General features: G+C 65.5%; 18 protein-coding genes and 2 pseudogenes. 13 read left to right on the top strand and 7 right to left on the bottom strand.

The features are described 5' to 3' along the window. Positions 1 to 33: 33 nt before the first annotated feature. The gene (locus tag AKN84_RS39310) at positions 34 to 798 is read right to left on the bottom strand and encodes a Crp/Fnr family transcriptional regulator (RefSeq protein WP_050425742.1); all 765 of its coding nucleotides are present in this window, start codon (positions 796 to 798) and stop codon (positions 34 to 36) included. Between the two features lie 200 nt (positions 799 to 998). Between AKN84_RS39310 and AKN84_RS39305 the strand changes: the two genes are divergently transcribed. Continuing rightward, positions 999 to 1,373, top strand: coding sequence for a response regulator (locus tag AKN84_RS39305; protein ID WP_050425741.1), 375 nt, complete (start codon positions 999 to 1,001; stop codon positions 1,371 to 1,373). Positions 1,374 to 1,475: 102 nt separating this feature from the next. Then, a complete protein-coding gene (locus AKN84_RS39300; RefSeq protein ID WP_050425759.1) occupies positions 1,476 to 2,576 on the top strand; it encodes a hypothetical protein in 1,101 nt (366 codons plus the stop codon). Positions 2,577 to 2,602: 26 nt separating this feature from the next. Here the strand turns inward: AKN84_RS39300 and AKN84_RS39295 are convergent, their stop codons facing one another. The 3 genes from AKN84_RS39295 to AKN84_RS39285 form a co-directional block, all read right to left on the bottom strand. Next, positions 2,603 to 3,601, bottom strand: coding sequence for an N-acetylmuramoyl-L-alanine amidase family protein (locus AKN84_RS39295; RefSeq protein WP_244485728.1), 999 nt, complete (start codon positions 3,599 to 3,601; stop codon positions 2,603 to 2,605). Positions 3,602 to 3,749: 148 nt separating this feature from the next. Next, a complete protein-coding gene (locus tag AKN84_RS39290) occupies positions 3,750 to 5,312 on the bottom strand; it encodes an alkaline phosphatase D family protein (RefSeq protein WP_050425740.1) in 1,563 nt (520 codons plus the stop codon). 443 nt (positions 5,313 to 5,755) lie between these two features. Next, positions 5,756 to 7,159, bottom strand: coding sequence for a TAXI family TRAP transporter solute-binding subunit (locus AKN84_RS39285; RefSeq protein WP_244485727.1), 1,404 nt, complete (start codon positions 7,157 to 7,159; stop codon positions 5,756 to 5,758). A gap of 224 nt (positions 7,160 to 7,383) precedes the next feature. Here AKN84_RS39285 and AKN84_RS39280 point away from each other — a divergent pair, with 224 nt between their 5' ends. Continuing rightward, on the top strand, positions 7,384 to 7,689 hold the full coding sequence (locus AKN84_RS39280) for a 4a-hydroxytetrahydrobiopterin dehydratase (protein ID WP_050425739.1): 306 nt from the start codon (positions 7,384 to 7,386) through the stop codon (positions 7,687 to 7,689). 93 nt (positions 7,690 to 7,782) lie between these two features. Further along, positions 7,783 to 8,175 (top strand): YkvA family protein, encoded by a 393-nt coding sequence (locus AKN84_RS39275; protein ID WP_050425738.1) that lies wholly within the window; start codon positions 7,783 to 7,785, stop codon positions 8,173 to 8,175. A gap of 151 nt (positions 8,176 to 8,326) precedes the next feature. Here AKN84_RS39275 and AKN84_RS39270 read toward each other — a convergent pair whose 3' ends face one another. Next, positions 8,327 to 9,307 carry an NADPH:quinone oxidoreductase family protein gene (locus AKN84_RS39270; RefSeq protein WP_050425756.1) on the bottom strand — a complete coding sequence of 327 codons (981 nt, stop codon included), beginning with the start codon at positions 9,305 to 9,307 and terminating at the stop codon, positions 8,327 to 8,329. 105 nt (positions 9,308 to 9,412) lie between these two features. Between AKN84_RS39270 and AKN84_RS39265 the strand changes: the two genes are divergently transcribed. The 6 genes and pseudogenes from AKN84_RS39265 to argG all read left to right on the top strand — a co-directional run bounded on the left by AKN84_RS39265 (position 9,413) and on the right by argG (position 15,370). Next, on the top strand, positions 9,413 to 10,252 hold the full coding sequence (locus tag AKN84_RS39265; RefSeq protein WP_050425737.1) for an SDR family oxidoreductase: 840 nt from the start codon (positions 9,413 to 9,415) through the stop codon (positions 10,250 to 10,252). A 181-nt stretch (positions 10,253 to 10,433) separates the two neighbouring features. Beyond that, complete coding sequence (locus AKN84_RS39260; protein ID WP_050425755.1) at positions 10,434 to 11,027, top strand: invasion associated locus B family protein; 594 nt, start codon at positions 10,434 to 10,436, stop codon at positions 11,025 to 11,027. A 93-nt stretch (positions 11,028 to 11,120) separates the two neighbouring features. Further along, positions 11,121 to 12,334, top strand: a pseudogene (gene rlmN, locus AKN84_RS39255) (dual-specificity RNA methyltransferase RlmN). Positions 12,335 to 12,461: 127 nt separating this feature from the next. Beyond that, positions 12,462 to 12,947, top strand: a complete 486-nt coding sequence (locus tag AKN84_RS39250; protein WP_050425736.1) for a hypothetical protein — start codon at positions 12,462 to 12,464, stop codon at positions 12,945 to 12,947. Positions 12,948 to 13,171: 224 nt separating this feature from the next. Further along, on the top strand, positions 13,172 to 13,957 hold the full coding sequence (locus AKN84_RS39245; protein ID WP_050425735.1) for a phosphatase PAP2 family protein: 786 nt from the start codon (positions 13,172 to 13,174) through the stop codon (positions 13,955 to 13,957). 75 nt (positions 13,958 to 14,032) lie between these two features. Then, entirely contained in the window at positions 14,033 to 15,370 is a 1,338-nt protein-coding gene (gene argG / locus AKN84_RS39240; protein ID WP_050425734.1) for an argininosuccinate synthase, read from the top strand. Between the two features lie 198 nt (positions 15,371 to 15,568). Here the strand turns inward: argG and AKN84_RS39235 are convergent, their stop codons facing one another. Further along, the gene (locus AKN84_RS39235; protein ID WP_050425733.1) at positions 15,569 to 16,156 is read right to left on the bottom strand and encodes a TetR/AcrR family transcriptional regulator; all 588 of its coding nucleotides are present in this window, start codon (positions 16,154 to 16,156) and stop codon (positions 15,569 to 15,571) included. 154 nt (positions 16,157 to 16,310) lie between these two features. Between AKN84_RS39235 and AKN84_RS39230 the strand changes: the two genes are divergently transcribed. After that, the gene (locus AKN84_RS39230) at positions 16,311 to 16,676 is read left to right on the top strand and encodes a nuclear transport factor 2 family protein (RefSeq protein WP_050425732.1); all 366 of its coding nucleotides are present in this window, start codon (positions 16,311 to 16,313) and stop codon (positions 16,674 to 16,676) included. Positions 16,677 to 16,793: 117 nt separating this feature from the next. Continuing rightward, positions 16,794 to 18,547, top strand: a pseudogene (locus AKN84_RS39225) (alkaline phosphatase). A gap of 182 nt (positions 18,548 to 18,729) precedes the next feature. Here AKN84_RS39225 and AKN84_RS50515 read toward each other — a convergent pair. Further along, positions 18,730 to 19,851, bottom strand: coding sequence for an OmpA family protein (locus AKN84_RS50515; protein WP_128971553.1), 1,122 nt, complete (start codon positions 19,849 to 19,851; stop codon positions 18,730 to 18,732). Positions 19,852 to 20,344: 493 nt separating this feature from the next. Here AKN84_RS50515 and AKN84_RS50510 point away from each other — a divergent pair. Continuing rightward, the coding region (locus AKN84_RS50510; RefSeq protein WP_193399717.1) for a hypothetical protein at positions 20,345 to 20,526 on the top strand (182 nt) is incomplete at its 3' end.

The following is a 20,526-nucleotide window of genomic DNA, read 5'->3' as shown; positions in this document are numbered from 1 at the left end:
CCGACCTCTCCCCGCAAGCGGGGCGAGGTGAGCCTAGTTCGCCGGGTTGTCCTCGCTTGGATACACCCCGCGCAGCACTTCCTCGAAGTGATCCTTCACCGCCTCGTTGCACATGCAGGAGCGCAGCCGGAGCTTGTCCGGGTCGCGGATCACGATCGCGCCGCGGCGGGTGTCCAGCACGCCCTCCGCCTTGAAGTTCTGGATCACCCGGCTGGTGTAGCTGCGGCCGACGCCGAGCAAGGTCGAAAGCTGCTCATGCGTGAGCGGCACCACGCCATTGCCATTGGTGCGCTCCATCGCCGAGATGATCCACTTTGCGGCGCGCTGCTCGATCGAGTGGATCGCATTGCAGGCGGTCGACTGGAAGATCTGCGCCAGCATGCAGTCGGCATAGCGCGCGAAGATGTTGCGCACCGAGATCGACTTCAGCTTGGCGGCGTCGAGCTTGCTGATCGGCAGCCGCACGAACGGGCCGCCGAACTTGACGGTGATGCGGGTATAGGCCGGCAGGAATCCCTGGCTGACGATGCCGCCGACCGCGCCCTCGCGGCCGACCAGGATGGTTTCGACATCGCGCCCGTCCTCGTTGGCCACCATGTAGGACGCAAGGCTCGGCCCGCATGGGAAATGCACGATCTGGACGTCGTCGCCGGGATTGTAGAGCAGGTCGCCGGCCGCAGCATCGACCACCGCAAGATGCGGCGCGATCAGCTCGTAATCGGCGGCATTCAGCCGGCGCAAGAGATTGTTGAATGGCCGGTCGCTCGTCCCGGCCAAATCGGTCCGTTTGGCAATCATTGGAAAATCCTGAAAACCCAACGCGGACCATACTGAAAATGTTCCAGCTTTTATGTTCACTAGTGAACAGACGCGGCGGCTCGCGATGTGGTGGGTTTCATCTCGGGAACAGACGGCGTGCTTTTCAGGCGCCGGTCGCGGGCCATCCGGCCGGACTGATCCGGTCTCTCATCCATCATCGAAGCAATGGACACCGAGCTATGGAATCCGCCCCCAATGCCGACATGCCCGGTGATGTCCTGGTCGTCGAGGACGATCCGATCATCTCGCTCTATTTCGAGGACACCATCCTCGGCTTCGGCGCCCGCACGGTGCGCACCGCCGCGAACGTCGCCCGTGCGCTCGAGCTGATCGCCGAACGCGCGCCGGATTTCGCGCTGCTCGACGTCGGTCTCGTCAGGGGCGAGAAGACGTTCGCGATCGCCGAGCGGCTCGATGCGCTGAAAGTGCCTTTCGCATTCGTCACCGGTTACGGCGCCGACATCAGGCTGCCGGACTCGCTCGCCGGCAAGCCGCGGCTGACCAAGCCGTGTTCGAGCGAGACGCTTGAAGCTGCGCTGAGAAACGAGCTTTGACGGATTGCCGGGCTTCGGCCACGCAGTCTACGATCCGGAATATCGGATTCGGCGACGCACAGGCCCCGGGAAGCTGTCATGGCGGTCAGGATGGCAATCAGGATGGCGATCAGAACATCTGCCGCTGCGCGCGCAGCGGCGCTCTCTCTCGGGCTGCTCCTTGCGCCGGTTGTGGCGCGGCCAGCCATCGCTGAGCCGGCCGCGCTCACGAGCGAGCAAGCCGCCGCGCTCAAGGCCTATGACAATGCGCTGAAGAACTTCGTCTCGATCCTGCGCCAGCGACGCGCGCAGATCGATTCCAGGCAGCCGCTGCCCGACCTGCCGGGTCAGGCGCTCTACCTTGCCCGGGTCGAAACGATGAGCGCATACAAGGATCTCACCGATGCGCTTCCATCCAGGATCGGCAAGTCAGGCAGATCCGGCATCCCTGCGGCCTATTTCGACGCCGATAACGAGCCGCTGCTCGACGAATACAGGAAGCTGTTCGACGTCATGGAGGCGCCGCCCGCCGACGCGCAAAGCTCCGATACGCCATTCAAGGACGTGGTCGATCTGGCGACGGTGATCGCGCGCGCCAAGGGGCTCGATCCCGTTGCTGCCGCCACCGCGGGCCGTATCAGCCTCGGCCTGTTCTTTGCCGAGACGAACGGCAAGCAGAATGCAGGAAATGCGCGGTCGAACTCCTACAAGGGAAGCCTGCAGACCGGCCCGTCCGAAGATCGCAACGGTCGAAAGAAGTGGGCCGCCATCAAGGGATCGATCGCAGCCCTCGATCCTGCGCTGAGCCGTCGCGACGACAAGGAAGAGGCTCGGGCCGGCAATCTCGACCATCGGTTCAATCACTGGACCGCGGTGCGCGACGCGCTCATGAACGCACACGCGGATGTTTTCCCGCAGGTCCCGGCGATCGCAAAGGCGCTGCCCGATCCGATCGATCAAATGAAGCTGTTCGAACTGATCCAGATCATTCCGACGCCAACGCGGGCCGCGCTGAAGTCAGGCAATCTCGTCGGCTACAGGATTTCCGATCCCAGGATCATGGGATATCTGCGCAACAACAGCGTCTTCGCGTTCGGCCGCGCCGACAGGGCCAAATCATCTGCGACCTTCCGCGAAATCCTCGATGCGATGTGGCTGTTCAACGCGAAGTTCGAACAGGCGCTAGACAAGCTCAGCGAGCTCAAGGCGGGCAAACCGGGCTGAGCGAGGACGTGCCGATCGTTCGGCCGTCAGAGCGGACCGAGCAGGGCCCAGCGCGGATCGCAGAATTCCTTCACCGCGACCGCGACGCCGCTCGCGATGCTGTTGCGGCGTTCGGGCGAGGCCATTGCGAGTTCTTCGTCGCGGTTGATGATCGAGCCGGCCTCCAAGAGGACGGCGGGCATCGTGGTCTTCCGCAGCACGATGAGTTCATCATAGCTGTAGACGCCAGTCTCCTTGTTCAGCAGCGGGTGCTGGTCGCGACCCATGATGGGCTGGCTGTATTGCGCGGCATAGTGCAACCCCCCGGCCTTCATTTCCTTCGCGACCAGTTCGGCAAACCGCAGGCTCGTCCCGAAGTCCGGATTCTCCCGGGAGACGAACACGGAGTAGCCGCTGAAGCGGTCGCTGAAATGGCTCTTCTTGCCCTCGAATTCCCAATCCTCGAGCATCTTGTTGGGCACGGAATCGTGGTGGATCGACAGCAGGAGATCCGCGTGCAGATTGCTGGCGGCAGCGACGCGCCTGAACAGGCTGGGTCTCGCTTTGCCTTCGCTCAGCAGCAGCCTGGTTTCGGCAAAGCCTTCGGCCTTCAAGGTCTCCTCGATCTGCCGCGCAAGGCGCAGGTTGAAGGCGAACTCGGCAACGTTGCGGGCGCTCATCGCGCCTTCCGATTCCGCGGTATGTCCGACATCGAGAACGATCCGGAACGTCGCAGGATCGCATTTGCCTGCGGCCGGCTTGAGAACGGAAGGCGGCAGCGCGACCGGCCCAAGCGCGGCCAGCCGCGTGGCGCGGTGCTTTGCCGGCGCGCGGTGCTTGGCCAGTTTGGCCGGCCGTGTCGATTTCGCGCGCTTTGGCGCCTTGGCGTGCTTGGACGAGGTCTTGAAGAAATCAGGCAGCCAGCCGGCATCGCTGACTTCGATCGGCAGCAGCGCGAACACGGCGATCGCGACAACAATCAAGCGGCGAGGCCGAAACCTCGCGACGATGCCACCGAGCACGCGATAGAACTCGCAGCGCCTCATGCTCCGCCCCTCCGGGCCCCCAGCATAACGGCTCCGATATCGGTACCGGAAGAGGCAGGTCGCGTCCATCCCCTGTCAATCGCGACGCCCTTGCCTTTCGGACAAAGGCATCGCGGACGGGGCGTCCGGTTCCCTCGCTTCGGCCGGATTACACCGGCTTCGGATCGAGCGTGATCGCCCACAGCTCGGCGTCGACGCGATCGCGCAGGCTCACCGTCATCTGCCCGCTCTTGCCGTCGATCTTGACGTGGCCGAAGAACTGCATGCCGGCCGACGGCGGCAGGTTCTGGTTGGCCTCGCCCGGCGCCTTGACGAACTTCACCTCGGGCCCAAACGTGTTGTCGAGCTCGTTCGGGCCGAACGTGCCGGCATGCAGCGGGCCGGAGACGAATTCCCAGAACGGATCGAATTCCTGGAACTGGGCCTTGTTCGGGTTGTAGTAGTGCGCGGCCGCATAGTGCACGTCGGCGGTCAGCCACACTGTGTTGACGATCCCCGCAGTCTTGATGAAGCGCAGGATGTCGGCGATCTCGAGCTCGCGGCCGCGCGCCGGGCCGTCGCCCTGTGCGAACGCCTCCGAGCCCTTCTTGTTGGCGGCATCGTCATAGACGATCAGCGACAGCGGCATGTCGGAGGCGATCACCTTCCAGGTGGCGCGCGAGTTGAGCAGCGCGCGCTTCAGCCAGGCCATCTGGTCCGGCCCGATGAAATAGGCGTCGGGGCCATATTTTTCTTGCAGGTTCGCCCCGTTCGGGCCGCGATAGCTGCGCTCATCGAGCATGAAGACGTCGAGATGCGGGCCGTAGCTCAGCGTGCGATAGACCCGGCCCGGCTCGACGATGCTCTCGCGCATCGGATACATCTCGTGGAAGGCCTTGGCCGCGCGCGCGGCCAGCACGGTGATGTCGCGCTCCTTGTAGACCGCCGGCAGCTGCTTCGACAGCGACCAGTTGTTGGTCACCTCGTGATCGTCCCACTGCACGAAGATCGGCACCTCGGCATTGAAGGCGCGAAGGTTCGAGTCGAGGAAATTGTATTTATGCGCGGCGCGGTATTCGTCGAGCGTCTCGGCGACCTTGGCCTTCTCCGGGATCGTAATGTTCTTCCAGATCTTGCCGTCGGGGAGCTTCACCTCGGCGGGGATCACGCCGTCGGCGTAGATGGTGTCGCCGGAATGCAGCAGGAAATCCGGATTGTGCTTCTTCATCGCGGCGAAGGTGATCATGCCGCCGTCGTCGGGGTTGATGCCCCAGCCTTGGCCGGCGACGTCGCCGCCCCACACGAAGGAGACGTCGCGGCGGTCGCTCGGCGCGGTGCGGAAGCGGCCGACCACGGGCTCGCCGGCAACGTCGATATGCGCGAGGTCGCGGAAGCGGACGCGATAGAAGATGTCCTGGCCGGAGGGCAGGTTCTCCAGCAGCATCTTGGCGGTGAAGTCGCTCTCCGGCAGCGCCGTGATCGGCGGCAGCGCGCGGGCGTCCTTGAACGATTCCGTGGTCGCAACCTCGACCATCATCTGCGACGGCCGGTCCGCGCGCGCCCACACCACGCCGCCGTCGACGCCGACATCGCCGGACTGCACGCCATGGGTGATCACGGGGCGATCGGCGGCGCGCGACAGATAAGGCATCGCGATCACGCCGGCGCCGGTCGCCGCTGCCGTAGAGAGAAAGCGTCGGCGGGTGAGATTTCGCGAGAACCGGATCGTCATGGGGGCCTCCTTAAGGTCACAGCGACAATGCGCCGCGGGCGCGCCAAGACGTAGGAAAATTCCATGACGGAGAGATTACAGGGGCGGGACGGCGGATCATCAGCGTGCGTGAAGTTCGCAGCTGATTCGGGCTTCGTTCGTAAGGCGAGCACGCACGTCAGGCTCCCTCCCCCCTTGCGGGGGAGGTGGGGAGTGGGCCCCGGGCGAGATGCACAGGGAGAATGGTGCCTTCGCAGCACTGCCGCTTGACGTCGAACCGCATACGGAGAGAGCACGTCGTCTGACACCCCTCTCCCTACCCCCCCCCTCGCAAGGGGGGAGGGAACCCTGCCGCCGGTGACTCCCTCACAAGTCTTCGGCGGACAAGCGGATGAGAAGCGAAGGCAGTCATTCGCAAGCGGGAGAGGCGAAGGGAGCCTGCGGATAGAGAAGAAGAGCCGCAGCTACGCCGTGCCCGCAGCCCTGAACTGGCTTGCGGTGCGCTGCAAGTTCTGCGGCATGCTCAGCAGCAGGGCCTTGCGGTCGGCGACGGCGTTGTGGAACTGCTCGAGCGCGATGTTGAACGCGGTCAGCGTGCCTTCCTCGATCGCGCCATGCTCGAAGCAGTCCAGCGTGTGGCGCAAGATGTCGTCGGCCTCCGCCTGCAACTGGTCGAGCTCATCGGTCGAATCGCTCTGCCGCGCCGCCTTCAGCATCTCCAGCAGGCGTTCGCGCTGCGAGGTGTTGGTGTTGCGCTCGTCCTGCTTGAGATAGCCGGCGAACCACGCACCGGCCGAGCCCATCGCCGAGAACGCCATCAGACTCCACCAGATGTAATCGCTGTAGCGGTCGAGGAAGGTCTTTTCCTCGCCGTCGACGAAGGCGGCCGCACCGGGATGCACCGGGATGGTGGCGTCCTTGTCGGTGTCGGGCGTCTCGATCTTGGCGGCGAGCGGGAAGTCGTTCTTGAGCGATTGCCGGATCGCGAACAATTGCCGGGTGAAGGCTGCGACCGTCGAGTCCGAGAGGCCTTTTCGTGCGACAATGTGGTGCGAGAAGCTGATTGTCTTGACCTCGTCGTCGGGCCGGTCGGCCGAGCCGAGCGAGCCGGCCGGGATTTCCGCCGCCTCATAGGCCGGATGGTTTTGCGCGATCGCTTCGGACGCGTCGATCGCCAGGAAGGTCGGCTCGCCGCCGTCCTTGGTCGAGGCCGTGATCGCATCGATCGTGAGCTTGCTGTTGGCCGGACCGACGGCAAGATAGGCGTCGGCCTTCAGGTTCTTGATGGCGTCCGGCGCCTCATTGGCCGGGAATTGCACGATCTCGACCTTCATCGGGTCGACGCCGTATTGCGTCAGGATCAGCTTCAGCAGATTGACATTGGCCGGGGTGCGGCCGACGACGCCGATCTTGCGGCCGGCAAGCTGCGCGATCTTGGTGATCTTGGCGGACTTGCGAACTTTGCCCGTTGCGGGCGGAACCCACATCACCACCACGTTCTTGCGCAAGGTCGCGACCGCCTGCGCATTCTTCGGCACCTCGAGGTCGCCGCGGATGATGGCGAGATCGGCCTTGCCGTCGGCCAGGGTCTGCGCGCTGGCGGTGGCGCCGTCGGTCTGCACTGGTCGGAGTTTGACCTGGGTGTGCTGCTGGTTGTTGAAGGCCTGCGCCAGCGCCTGCACGACCTTGAGGTCATCGCTGTTCGCAGGGCCGACCGCGATCTTGAGCGTCACCGGACGCACCGCGAAATAGTAGCCGGCGATCAGCGCGCCGACGATGGCGAGCGCGCCCGCAATCAAAACGAACATCAGCCGGCGCTTGGCGGAGCGCAATGGCTTGGGCGATATGCTGGCGGAGCCGTCTGTCATCGGCCTTGGATCATCGATCTCGCAAACAACCGTCTGGGCTCAATTTCGCAAACTACCAACGTGGATACATCCTCTGTTTGTAGCAAATTACTGAACGGACAGATGTTACATCTCCGTCATGGTTACCAGCGGCGATAGGACGCGATTTCGGCCTTATTTTCGGCGTGGATCCCACCCGGCGGCCGGTTGTTAGGTTAAGGTCGGCGGCAAACGGGAGGGTTACCATGGTCGAAAAGCTGTCAGCGGAAGCAAGGAAGGCCGCGCTTTGGGAACTGGCCGGCTGGTCGGAGCTGGCCGGTCGCGAGGCGATCGCAAAGACCTTCGTGTTCAAGGACTTCAACGAGGCTTTCGGCTTCATGGCGCGCGCCGCTTTGGTCGCCGAGAAGAACGATCATCACCCGGATTGGAAGAACGTCTACAAGACGGTCGAGGTCGTGCTGGCGACCCACGACGTCGGCGGGGTGACCAAGCGCGATATCGAGCTCGCCAAGGCCATGAACGCGATCGCAAGGCAGCTCGGGGTCAACTGACCCCGTTGCGCGCAACCTTGCGCCGGTTGGCCGACATCCCCAGATTCGCATCGTTCGCCGCGGAAACGTCGCGCGGCGCCGAGGAACCCAGCGATGCCTTCGACCGACTACGGTGTGGGATTTGGGCCTGCCGACCGGCTGGCGCAGGACCCCGAAAGCGTGCGCCGCCGTTTCTGGATCAAGTTCAAGAAAGTGGTGGCGCGCCTGCCTTTCGCGGAGGACCTGCTGGCCGCCTATTACTGCGCCTTCGACCGGCAGACGCCGCGCCATGTGCAGGCGGCGCTGCTCGGCGCGATCGCCTACTTCATCCTGCCGTTCGATTTCATTCCGGACATGCTGCCGGTGCTCGGCTTCACCGACGATGCCGCGGTGCTCGCAACCGCGATCCGCATGGTGGCAAGCCATATCACACCGGACCATCGCGAAGCCGCGCGCGCCGCGCTGAAGCGCGGGGTGGATGGATCGTCTCTCAATCCGTCATCCTGAATTGCGAGCGCTTGCGAGCCTCGAAGGATGCACGGCCCGGTCCGGGGCCGTCGACCCTTCGAGACGCGCTACGCGCTCCTCCAGCGACAAAGGCGAAGCCTTTGCGCGGGGGTGACGGTGGTAGTGAGCCGCGCGCGGTTCAGCGTTGTCCTCAGCTTCCCGGATGCAGGATCACCTTGCCCATCGCCTTGCGGCCGGCGAGCACCTTCAGGGCTTCCGCGGTCTGCGACAGCGGGAAGGTGCGGTCGACATGCGAGGAGATCTTGCCCTCCGCGGTCCACTGCACGAGCTTCTCGAGGTTCTTGCGATTCTTCTCCGGATTCTGCCGCGCCCACGCGCCCCAGAACACGCCGCGGATATCGCAGCCCTTCAGCAGCGCGAGGTTGAGCGGGATCTTCGGAATGTCGCCGGCGGCAAAGCCGATCACCAGGAAGCGGCCTTCCCATGCGGTCGAGCGCAACGCGGCCTCGGCATAGGCGCCGCCGACCGGATCGAACACGATGTCGGCGCCCTTGCCGTCCGTCAGCTTGCGCAGGCCTTCTTTGAGATCTTCCTTGGCGTAGTTCAGCGTCAGCTCGGCGCCGTGCTGCTTGGCGAAGGCGAGCTTCTCGTCCGACGATGCGCAGGCGATGACTTTCAGGCCCATCAGCTTGCCGAGTTCGCACGCAGCAAGGCCGGTGCCGCCGGCGGCGCCCAACACGGCGAGCGTTTCGGCCGGCTTCGGGCTCGCACGATCTTCCAGCGCATGCAGCGCGGTGCCGTAGATGATGATGATCCCGGCGGCGCGATCGTAATCGAGATTGTCGGGAATCTTCACGATCGTATTCGCCGGCAGCGCGATCTTGTCGCGCGCGCCGTTGTGACCGCATGAAGCCACGACGCGATCACCGACTTTCAGATCGGCGACACCGGCGCCGACGCTTTCGATCACGCCGGCGACTTCCGCAGCGGGCGAGAACGGGAACGGCGGCTTGATCTGGTACTTGCCCTGGATCATCAGGATGTCGAAGAAATTCAGCGCCGCCGCCTTGATCGCGATCACGGCTTCGCCGGGACCCGCCACCGGATCGGGCACGTCTGCCAGCACGAGATCGTCGGGTTGACAGTATTGCGAGCAGAGGATGGCTTTCATGGACACACCTGAGTTTCGGACGCAGAAAGAGCTGCAAGATCTTGGACTACAAGCTTCATGCCGGATTTGCGGCGGAGCGACAATACAAAGCGGAGGGATCAAACTATGTTTGAAAAAGGCCTGCTAGCGAAAAAGCGCATCCTGATCACCGGCGGTGGCTCCGGCCTCGGTGCGGCGATGGGCGCCCGCTTTGCCGAACTCGGCGCCGAACTGATCATTTGCGGACGGCGCGAGGGGCTGCTGGAGGAAACCGCCGCAAAATTCCGCAGCGAGTCTGGCGCCAAGGTCTCCACCGCGCGCTGCGATATCCGCGACGGCGCTGCGGTCGAGGCGATGATGGACCAGGTGTGGCAGGACGCGCCGATCGACGTGCTGGTCAACAATGCTGCCGCAACCTTTATTGCGCAGAGCGAACATTTGTCATTCCGTGCCGCGGACGCGATCCTTGCGCCGACGCTGCATGGCACGATGTACTGCACGCTCGCCGCCGGCCGCCGCTGGATCGAAACCAAGCACAAGGGCGTGGTGCTCTCGATCCTGTCGACCTCGACCATCACCGGCCGCGCCTTCACGGTGCCGTCGTCGATGGCCAAGACCGCGGTGCTGGCGATGACCAAGAGCCTTGCTGTCGAGTGGGGCCCGAAGGGCATTCGCACCGTGGCGATCGCGCCCGGCGCGTTCCCGACGCCAGGTGCCACCGGACAGTTGCGTCCCGAAGGGCGCGGCGAGACCTGGTCGCATCGCAATCCGCTCGGCCGCGCCGGCGAGCATTCGGAACTCGCTGATCTCGCGACCTTCCTGATCTCGGATCAGGCCGGCTACATCAATGGCGAGATGGTGGTGCAGGACGGCGGCTCGCACTTGCGCGGTTCCGGTGCCGAGGACCTGCTGCAATGGACCGATGCGCAATGGGAGAGCCAGCGCGCGGCGCGTGCCAAAGGATGATCAAGGGCTGATCAGCGACATCAAGTACCGAGGTACGACAACGCGCGTGCGGCTTTTGGCTGACCCGCATCCGGGCCTAACTGCCTTCCCAAAAAAGCGTTTCCCGGTTATCCATCCGAGCCGGCAGAGGGGGAATCGCCGGGCCATCTTGCAGTCACAATGATGGGGGAACCAGTTGGCCGTGCGGCAGATTCTGACATCACTGGCGGCTTGTGTCCTGTGCGGGACCATCACCCTCGCACCGACGCAGGCTGCGCCCAAGAAGGAGACGGCCAAGGAAGCGGCCAAGCCGGCGCCTTCGGCCGCCGCGGCTGCGGCCGGCGGCGCAGAGCCGACGCTGATCGGCCAATTCGGGACCTGGGGTGCATACACCGCCTCGCCCAACGGCAAGAAGGTGTGCTTTGCACTCGCCAAGCCGTCGTCTTCGAAGACCAACCCGCCGAACCGGCCGCGCGACCCGGCCTATGCCTTCATCTCGACCCGTCCGGCGGAGAAGGTCGTCAACGAAGTCTCGATCATGATCGGCTACACCGTGAAGCCGGGCTCGGAATCGACGCTTCAGGTCGGTGGCGGGACCTATGCGATGTACACGCAGGGCGACGGCCTCTGGATCAAGAATGCGGCCGAGGAGGAGCGGATGGTGGAAGCCATGCGCAAATCGGCCGATCTGACGGTAAAAGCCGTCTCGGCGAAGGGTACCGAGACCATCGACAGCTTCTCGCTGAAGGGCCTTGCGCAGGCGCTCGACCGCTTGGGGCAGGACTGCCGGCGCTAGAGCGCGATCCGGCCGACAAAGTCCGCTCAGAGACACAAAATCGAGGTATTTGGTGGCTTTCCAGCACCGGCTGGAAGGCCTATTTGAGGTTTCATGACCGACACCGTAACCCCCAAAGCCGTGTCCGGCGCCAGCGCGCTGGTCGAAAAGGTTCCGCTCGAGACCTATGTGCCGCCGGCCAAGCCGTCGCTGATCGGGCTGTCGCGCGCGGAGATATCAGATCGCCTGGGCGAAATCGGCGTGCAGGCCGGCCAGCGCAAGATGCGCACCCAGCAGCTTTGGAACTGGATGTATTTCCGCGGTGCCAAGAGCTTCGCCGAGATGACCAACGTCTCGAAGGACATGCGCGCCGAGCTCGAGAAGTATTTTACCGTCGACCGTCCCAAGGTGGTCGCCGAACAGATCTCCAATGACGGCACGCGCAAATGGCTGCTGCGGCTGCCGAGCGGCGACAAGGTCGAGCGGCCGCACGAGGTCGAGTGCGTCTACATCCCGGAGACCGATCGCGGCACGCTGTGCGTTTCCTCGCAGGTCGGCTGCACGCTGAACTGCGCATTCTGCCACACCGGCACGCAGCGCTGGTGCGCAACCTCACCGCCGGCGAGATCGTCGGCCAGGTGATGGTGGCGCGTGACCGGCTCAATGACTGGGCCGACCGCGAGGACGGCACGCGCCGCGTCACCAACATCGTGATGATGGGAATGGGTGAGCCGCTGTACAATTTCGACGCGGTGCGCGATGCGCTGCTCATCGTCGCCGACAATGAAGGCATCGGCATTTCCCGCCGCCGCATCACGCTTTCGACCTCGGGCGTGGTGCCGAACATCCAGCGCACCGGCGACGAGATCGGCGTGATGCTCGCGATCTCGCTGCATGCGGTGCGCGACGAATTGCGCAACGAACTGGTGCCGCTGAATCGCAAATATCCGATCAAGGAGCTGCTGCAGGCCTGCCGCGATTATCCCGGCGCCTCGAATGCGCGGCGCATTACCTTCGAATATGTGATGCTCAAGGGCGTCAACGATTCGCTCGATGACGCCAAGCTGCTGGTCAAGCTGCTCAAGGGCATTCCGGCCAAGATCAACCTGATCCCATTCAATCCGTGGCCGGGCACCGCCTATGAATGCTCGGACTGGGAGCAGATCGAAAAATTCTCCGAATACATTTTCAACGCCGGCTATTCCTCGCCTGTGCGCACGCCGCGCGGCCGCGACATCCTCGCCGCCTGCGGCCAGCTCAAGTCGGAGACCGAAAAGCTCTCGGCCCGCGAGCGCCAGGCACTGCGCGCGATGGCGATGACGGATTGAGTGTTGTGAGCGACATCGCTCTCCGTGGCGTCATTGCGAGCGAAGCGAAGCAATCCATGTCCGAGCTTGCTGAAGGATGGATTGCTTCGTCGCTTCGCTCCGCTCGCAATGACGGGGAGCCTGTAGCATGGCCTTGATCGGCCGCCTGTTCGTCGTCGCGTTCGGCTTCCTGATGGCCTGCTTCGTGGCGGGGATCATCGTGGTCGGCGCGGTGCTGTATCCCGAGATCAGCGATTTCGGCGGGCAGATCGACCAGAGCGCCATCGATATCGTGCTCGGCTTCGGTTTCATCTTCATCTCAGGCTTTGCGCTGCTCCCCGCGCTGATCGTGGTGCTGATCACCGAGGCCTTCTTCATCAGGAGCGTGCTGGCCTATGCGGTCGGCGGCGCGATCGTCGGTGCGGCCTGCTATCTCGGCCTGATCCCGTTCGATCCCGACACGATGCAGTTCCACGGCATCGTGCGCCGGCACATGGAGATCATGACCGGCGCCGGCATCGTCGCGGGCCTGGTCTACTGGCTGATCGCCGGCCGCACCGCCGGCGCTTGGCGCGAGCCGCCGCGCCCCTTGCCGCCGCCCCCGCCGTTGCCGTCGCAATCGCCGCGGCCGTGATCGGAACTCCCATCCTCCCCTGGAGGGGGAGGATCGGTTCGCATGAAATGCGAACCGAGGTGGGATGACGGTCTGCCCGCGCAAACGCTGCCCGCGTGGAGAGATCACCCCACCCCGCCTCACATTTCGCTCCGCTCAACGTGAGCCGACCCTCCCCCTCCAGGGGAGGGTAAGCGGCGTCCTCGCACTTTTCATGCCCTCCTGCCTCGGCTAAACCGCGCGCCATGAACCGGACCGGACTTTTCATCGCGCTGGCGCTCGCGCTCATCGTCGGCATCCTGTTCGGGCTCTATCCCGAGCTCGACCTGAAGCTGGCAGCTTTGTTCTACGACGCCGCGGAAAAGACCTTCCCCGTGAAGCTCGACGCGGTGGCGCAGTTCGCGCGCGATGCGGCGATGTGGATCGCCTGGGCGCTGGTACTGCCGGCGATCGTGACCATCGTCTGGAAATTCATCCGGCCGGACCGGCCGATGCTGATGTCCGGCCGCGCTGCGGTGTTCCTGCTCACCACGATGCTGCTCTCGGCCGGCGTGCTCACCAACTTCACCTTCAAGAATTATTGGGGCCGGCCACGGCCGGTGTTCGTGACGCAGTTCGGCGGCGATCTGCAATTCATGCCGTGGTGGGACCCGCGCGGCGGCTGCCCGCGCAACTGCTCGTTCTTCTCCGGCGAGGGCGCGACCGCGTTCTGGACCTATGCGCCGGCGGCGCTGACGCCGCCCGCGTGGCGGCCGCTGGCTTTTGCCGGGGCGACCGTGTTCGGCATCGTCACCAGCGGGCTCCGAATGGCCTTTGGCGGCCATTTCTTCACTGACGTCGCGATCGCCGGCCTGGTGTCGTTCTTCACCGTCTGGCTGTTTTACGCGCTGATCTACCGCTGGGCCGCGACCCGGCTGACCGACGCCCAGGTCGATGCGGCACTGACCCGGCTCGCAATGCCGGGCTACCGCTGGATGCAGCGCTGGCGCCGGGGCGGTGAGGCCGAGCCGGCCAGCCCGAAGCCTGATTAAAGGCGTGCCCCGCCTTCCGAAATTTGATATTCGGCCTCGTCAAACCTCATCCATTTCGATCGATTGGACCGTCCCATGTGTACGATTCTGAAAAGCCTGCCCACCGGCGAAAAAGTCGGCATCGCGTTCTCGGGCGGGCTCGACACCTCGGCGGCGCTGCTCTGGATGAAGCTGAAGGGCGCCAAGGTCTTTGCCTATACCGCCAATCTCGGCCAGCCCGACGAGGCCGACTACGACGCGATCCCGCGCAAGGCGATGGACTTCGGCGCCGAGAAGGCCCGCCTGGTCGATTGCCGCACCCAGCTGGTCCATGAGGGTATCGCCGCGATCCAGTCCGGCGCGTTCCACATCTCGACCGGCGGCATCACCTATTTCAACACCACGCCGCTCGGCCGCGCGGTGACCGGCACGATGCTGGTGGCGGCCATGCAGGAGGACGGCGTCAACATCTGGGGCGACGGTTCGACCTTCAAGGGCAACGACATCGAGCGCTTCTATCGCTACGGCCTGCTGACCAACCCGAGCCTGCGCATCTACAAGCCCTGGCTCGACCAGCAGTTTATCGACGAGCTCGGCGGCCGTGCCGAGATGTCGGCGTTCATGACCGCGCAGGGCTTCGCCTACAAGATGAGCGCGGAGAAGGCCTATTCGACCGACAGCAACCTGCTCGGCGCGACGCATGAGGCCAAGGATCTCGAGAGCCTGTCGAGCGGCATCACCATCGTCAACCCGATCATGGGTGTGCCGTTCTGGCGCGCCGATTGCGACGTCAAGGCCGAGAAGGTCGTGGTGCGGTTCGAGGAGGGCCAGCCGGTGGCGCTGAACGGCAAGACGTTTGCCGATCCCGTCGCGCTGTTCCTGGAAGCCAATGCGATCGGCGGCCGCCACGGCCTCGGCATGAGCGACCAGATCGAGAACCGCATCATCGAGGCCAAGAGCCGCGGCATCTATGAAGCACCCGGCATGGCGCTGCTGCACATCGCCTATGAGCGGCTCGTCACCGGCATCCATAACGAGGATACGATCGAGCAGTACCGCATCAGCGGCATGCGGCTCGGCCGGCTGCTCTATCAGGGCCGCTGGTTCGATTCGCAGGCGTTGATGCTGCGCGAGACCGCGCAGCGCTGGGTGGCGCGCGCCGTCACCGGCGAGGTGACGCTCGAACTGCGCCGCGGCAACGATTACTCGATATCAAACACCGAGAGCCCGAACCTGACCTATGCGCCGGAGCGGCTCAGCATGGAGAAAGTCGAGGACGCCGCCTTCACGCCGGCCGACCGCATCGGCCAGCTGACGATGCGCAACCTCGACATCGCCGACACCCGCGCCAAGCTCGGCCTCTACAACAAGACCGGCCTGATCTCGAGCGGCGAAGGCTCGCAGATCTTCCAGCTCGAGAACGACAAGGATTGAGCTGGGCGCGAACCGCGCCACAAACTCGCTGTCGTCCCAGGCAAGCCGATCGGTCCATCTCCGTCATCCTGAGGTGCGAGCGCTTGCGAGCCTCGAAGGATGCGCGGCCCGGCTGGTGGCCGTCGACCCTTCGAGACGCGCGCAGGCGCGCTCCTCAGGGTGACGGGGCATAAGCGAACTTAGCTTGCCAGTGCAAGTTTACTTCACCCTCAGCGCATCGAGCAGCGAACGGAACGCGCGCGCATAATCGGTGCCGGTCTTGCCGATGTCGGGCCCCGCTGACACCGCGACCGCGGCTTCCGTCACCGCACCCAGCAACAGCCGCGCCAGCGGCTCGATCGGCTGTTTAGCGATCACGCCGGCCTCCATCGCGGCCGCCAGTGCGCGGGGAAATTTGCCACCGAAATGCTTGGCGTCGATCTCGCGCCAGCGCTCCCAGCCGAGCACCGCCGGGCCGTCGCGCAGGATGATCTGGCCGGTCGGGCCTTTCGAGCACGCCGCGAAATAGCCCTGCGTGCCCGCCGCCATCGCCGCGAGCGGATCGTTCTCGGCGCGCGAGATGCGGTCGAGATCCGCGACGAGGTCGATCGACACCTGCTCGAACACCGCCTCGAACACCGCCTCCTTGGTCGCGAAGTGATGATAGACGGCGCCCTTGGCGACGCGCGCCCCAGCGGCGATGTCGTCGATCGTTGCAGCCGCAAAGCCGCGCTCGCCAAAGATGCGCCGCGCCGCCTTGACGATCGCGGCTTTGGTTTTCTCGCGCCGTTCGGCCTGGGTTGCCATGGTTCGTTATTTTTTGAGCGTGATCTTTCGGAAAGCCGCTTCACACTTTTCCGGATCACGCATCTCTAACCCAGGTTCCCCGGCGACGCCAGTTGACTTACCGACTGTCAGTCGATAAATACCGACCATCAGTCGGTAAATGGTAGAATGCCCGATGCCCTCGCTCAAGACGCTGCAAGCCTTCGCTGATACGGTCGAAGCCAACGACCATGTCGGCGCGATCAGGAACTTCTACACCGCCGATGCCCGCACCCAGGAGAACGGCGGCGAATGGCGCGTTGGCCGCGAGGCGCTGGCGGCGCGAGAGGCGGCGGTGCTCGCCGCGGTCTCCGGCGTCAAGACGACGCGGCTCGGGCCGCTGCTGGTCGACGGCGACCATTCGGCGATCTGCTGGCGATTCGAATTCACCGGCAAGGACGGCAAGGTCCGCAGCATGGAGGAGGTCGCCTGGCAGACCTGGCGCGGCGAGGAGCTGGTCGAGGAGCGCTTCTTCTACGATCCCACCCAGATGGCGCGCTGACGCCCCCTGGCGGCCGTTGCGGCAATACGCCCCGGCGCCGCCTCATTGCGGCGTCATCCGCCGCCACTAGCCTCCGCCCTTAACCGCGCATCATGCGCAAGGGGCGGAGCACCGATCATGATCAAGTCAGTCACCGGCGTGGCCGCCACGCTGTTGTTGTCGGCAGCGCCGGCGCTTGCCCAGACCATCTATCCGATCGATCGGCCGATATCCTCGCCGGTGCCAAATTCGACTTCAAGGTCGAGCTTCCCGGCGTGGTCGATCAGGCCAAGCTGAAGGTGACGCTGAACGGCACGGACTATGCCGCGGTGTTCGGCCAAAGCGGCACATTCACCGCCCGCGAGGCGGGTAGGGACCAGTCGGCGTTGCTGCTGCGCGACGTCACGCTTGCCAAGCCCGGTCCGGTTGCCGTCGAAGTCAGCGACGGCACGCAGAGCCGGAGCGTGACCTGGACCGTCTATGACACCGGTGCGCGCAAGGCGAAGAACGTGATCCTGTTCATCGGCGACGGGATGTCGCCCGCGCACCGCGTCGCCGCGCGAATCCTCTCCAAGGGAATCGCTGAGGGCAAGAGCCGCGGCAAGCTTGCCATCGACGACATGCCGCAGATGGCGCTGGTTGCGACCGCGGGCTCGGACTCGATCATCACCGATTCGGCGAATGCGGCGAGCGCCTATGCCACCGGCCACAAGGCCGCGGTCAATGCGCTCGGCGTCTACGCCGATCGGACGCCCGATCCGCTCGACGATCCCAAGGTCGAGACCATCGCGAGCCTAGCTAAGCGAGCGGGCCTCGCCGTCGGCATCGTCACCAACACCGAAGTCGAGGACGCGACACCGGCGGCGATGGTTGCGCATACCCGCCGCCGCGCCGCTTATGACGCGATCGTCGCGCAATATTTCGATGTCAGGCCCGACGTGCTGATGGGCGGCGGCTCCGCGAACTTCCTGCCGCAATCCGCAGCCGGATCGAAGCGCAAGGACGATCTCGACTATCTCGCGCGTTTCCGCGGTGCCGGCTATCCGGTCGCCACCACCGCAAGCGAGCTGAATACGATCGCGGCTAAGCCCGAGACGCGACAACTGCTCGGCCTGTTCGCCACCGGCAACATGGACGGCGCGCTGGACCGCAAATTCCTCAAGGGCGGCGGCGTCAAGAAATTCCCCGAGCAGCCCGATCTGACCGAGCAGGTCCAGGCTGCGCTCACGGTGCTGTCGAAGCACGAGCCCGGCTTCTTCCTGATGGTCGAGTCCGGCCTGATCGACAAATACGCCCATCTGCTCGACATGGAGCGTGCGGTCTACGACACCATCATGCTCGACAATGCGGTACGGCTGGCGAAGGACTGGGCCAAAGCGCGTGGCGACGACACGCTGATTCTGGTCGTGGCCGACCACAACCATCCGAACAGCCTGGTTGGCACCATCAATGACGACATGGCCGCTGTACCCAACGTGCCGCTCCGCGAGCGCGTCGGCGTCTACGACAAGGCCGGCTTTCCGAATTATCCGGCGCCCGATGCGGAGGGTTATCCGTCGCGCGTCGATGTCTCGAGGCGGCTTGCGATCTTCTCGGCCAGCCTGCCGGATCATTACGAGACGTTCCGTCCGAAGCTCGACGATCCGAACGAGCCGACGGTGAAAGGCGACCAGCCCGACACCTTCAAGGCCAACGACAGGTACAAGGATGTGCCCGGCGTCGTGCTGCGCTTCGGCAATCTGCCGGCGATGATCGGCGCCAGCGTGCATTCCGGCGAGGACGTCATCCTCACCGCGACCGGGCCGGGCAGCGAGCGCGTCCGCGGCTCGATGGACAACACCGAGGTGTTTCGCGTGATGGTCGACGCGCTGGGGCTCGGCGCTGCGAAGTAGCCGCGCCGTCATTGCGAGGAGCATAGCGACGAAGCAATCCATCTGTCCGCGCGTGTGGATCGATGGATTGCTTCGCTCCGCTCGCAATGACGAGGAGGGGGCAAGTCTCTGCTCCAGAACCTCACCAAACAAAAATGGCCGGGATTGCTCCCGGCCATTTCGTCACGTGATGTCGCGCCGGCTCAGCGCGGCGGGGCGGCCGAAGCCGTGCCGCCGTTGAGCAGCGGGGTGATGCGGCGGACGGTGACGCGCCGGTTGATGCGGCTCGGTCCGTCGGTCTGCTCCTTCAGATATTGCGAGCCGTAACCCTGCGAGGTCAGGTTCTCGGCCGGCACGCCGAACTGCTGCGTCAGCAATTCGGCGGCGGATTGCGCACGGCGGTCGGACAGCGACAGATTGTCGGTGTCGTTGCCGGTCGCATCCGTATGGCCTTCGATCAGGAACACCTCGCGCGGATTGCGCTGGATGGCCCGGTTGAGGCCGTCGGCGATCACCTGCAGCCTCGCCGCCTGATCCGGCGGGATGGTCCACGATCCCGAGTCGAAGTTGATCGTGTTGACGTCGATGCTCGGCATCTGCATGCGGACGTTGGGGCTGTAGCGGATCTCTTCGAGCGAGTAGCGCCGCTCGATCCGTTGCACCGGCGGTGCCTCCATGGTCTCGTAGATCACGTCCGGCGACGCCTCCTGCGCGTCGACGATATAGCGATCATAGGGAATGTTGACCACCGGCGGCGGCACGTCGACATAGAAGCCGCCGACCGCACGCGGATCGCGATAGCTGTTGTCGATGATGACGAGCTCGCGCCCGCCGGGATCCCTGCGGATGCGGCGCAGCATCTGGCCATCGGCCCCGACCACGGTGATGATCTCGCTGCCGTCAGGGCGAACCACGACGGTGCGGGTTTCGCCGCCGATCGTTTCGGTGCGGATGTCACGCGCGCCGTAGCGGAAACGATAGACGTCGTCGCCGCGGACATAGGCCTGCCCGCTCGGGTCGCGGATGATGACGCGGTCCGGCTCGGTGTAGATGGTGCGGCCGTCTTCGATCACTTCCTGCCGCTGGCCGCGCAGGTCGGCGATGCTCCCGCCGATGATCGCGCCGGCCACCACGCCGGCACCGACCGCAGCGCCGATCGCGAGCGGCGTGATGTTGTCATGCCGCGGCGGCGGCGGCAGCGGTGCTGCGACTGCAGGCGCGGCCCGGAACGCAGGCGCGACCGTCGGCGGCGCGTATTGCGCGCGGCCGGGCGGCGGCGTTGCGGCGGCTGAGCCGGGGACGACCGACGGTGCCGGCGCGCCCATGGCGGCTCCCTGCGCTGGCGAGACGCCGGGCGCAACGCCCGGACGGGCTGGCTGACCCGGAGCCGGTGTGGCGCCGGGGGCGCCCATTGCGGCGCCCGGAGTCGCGGGTGTTCCGGGCGGTGTCGCGGGACGTCCCTGCGGACCCGGTGTTGCAGCTCCCGGCGCTGCAGGTGCGGCCGGGGTTGGCGTTGCGGCGGCCGGCGGCGTGCCGGGGCGTGCACCCGGAGCAGTGGCACCAGGTGCAGCCGGTGTCGCGCCCGGCGCGGGCGTTGCCGGCGATGTTGCGCCAGGCGGCGTGCCCGGCGGTTGCTTGGCGCCGCCCGGACGTTCGCCACCCGGGCGATCGCCAGGCCGGCGCTCCGCGGGCGCCGTTGTCGGAGCCGTGGGCGTTGCAGGCGTCGGCGTTGCGGCTGCGGGCGGCGTGCCGGGGCGGGCTGGCGGAGCAGCGGCACCCGGTGCCGGAGTTGCGGCACCTGGCGTCGGAGTTGGCGGCGTGTGTGAGGCTCCCGGCGCCGGAGTCGGCGGCGTGCCCGGCCGCTGCGGTGCTGCAGCGGGCGGCGGCGGGGTCGGCGTGGGATGTCCGGGCGCTGCCGCCGGCGGCGTCACGGGCTTCGCCGGTGCAGCCGCGGGCGGCTCCGGCCGTGCGGGTGTCGGCGCCGGCGCGGGCTTCGCAGC

This window comes from Bradyrhizobium tropiciagri (genome assembly GCF_001189845.1).
In the GTDB taxonomy this organism is placed as follows: domain Bacteria; phylum Pseudomonadota; class Alphaproteobacteria; order Rhizobiales; family Xanthobacteraceae; genus Bradyrhizobium; species Bradyrhizobium tropiciagri.
This window is presented reverse-complemented; position numbering and strand designations above follow the sequence as displayed.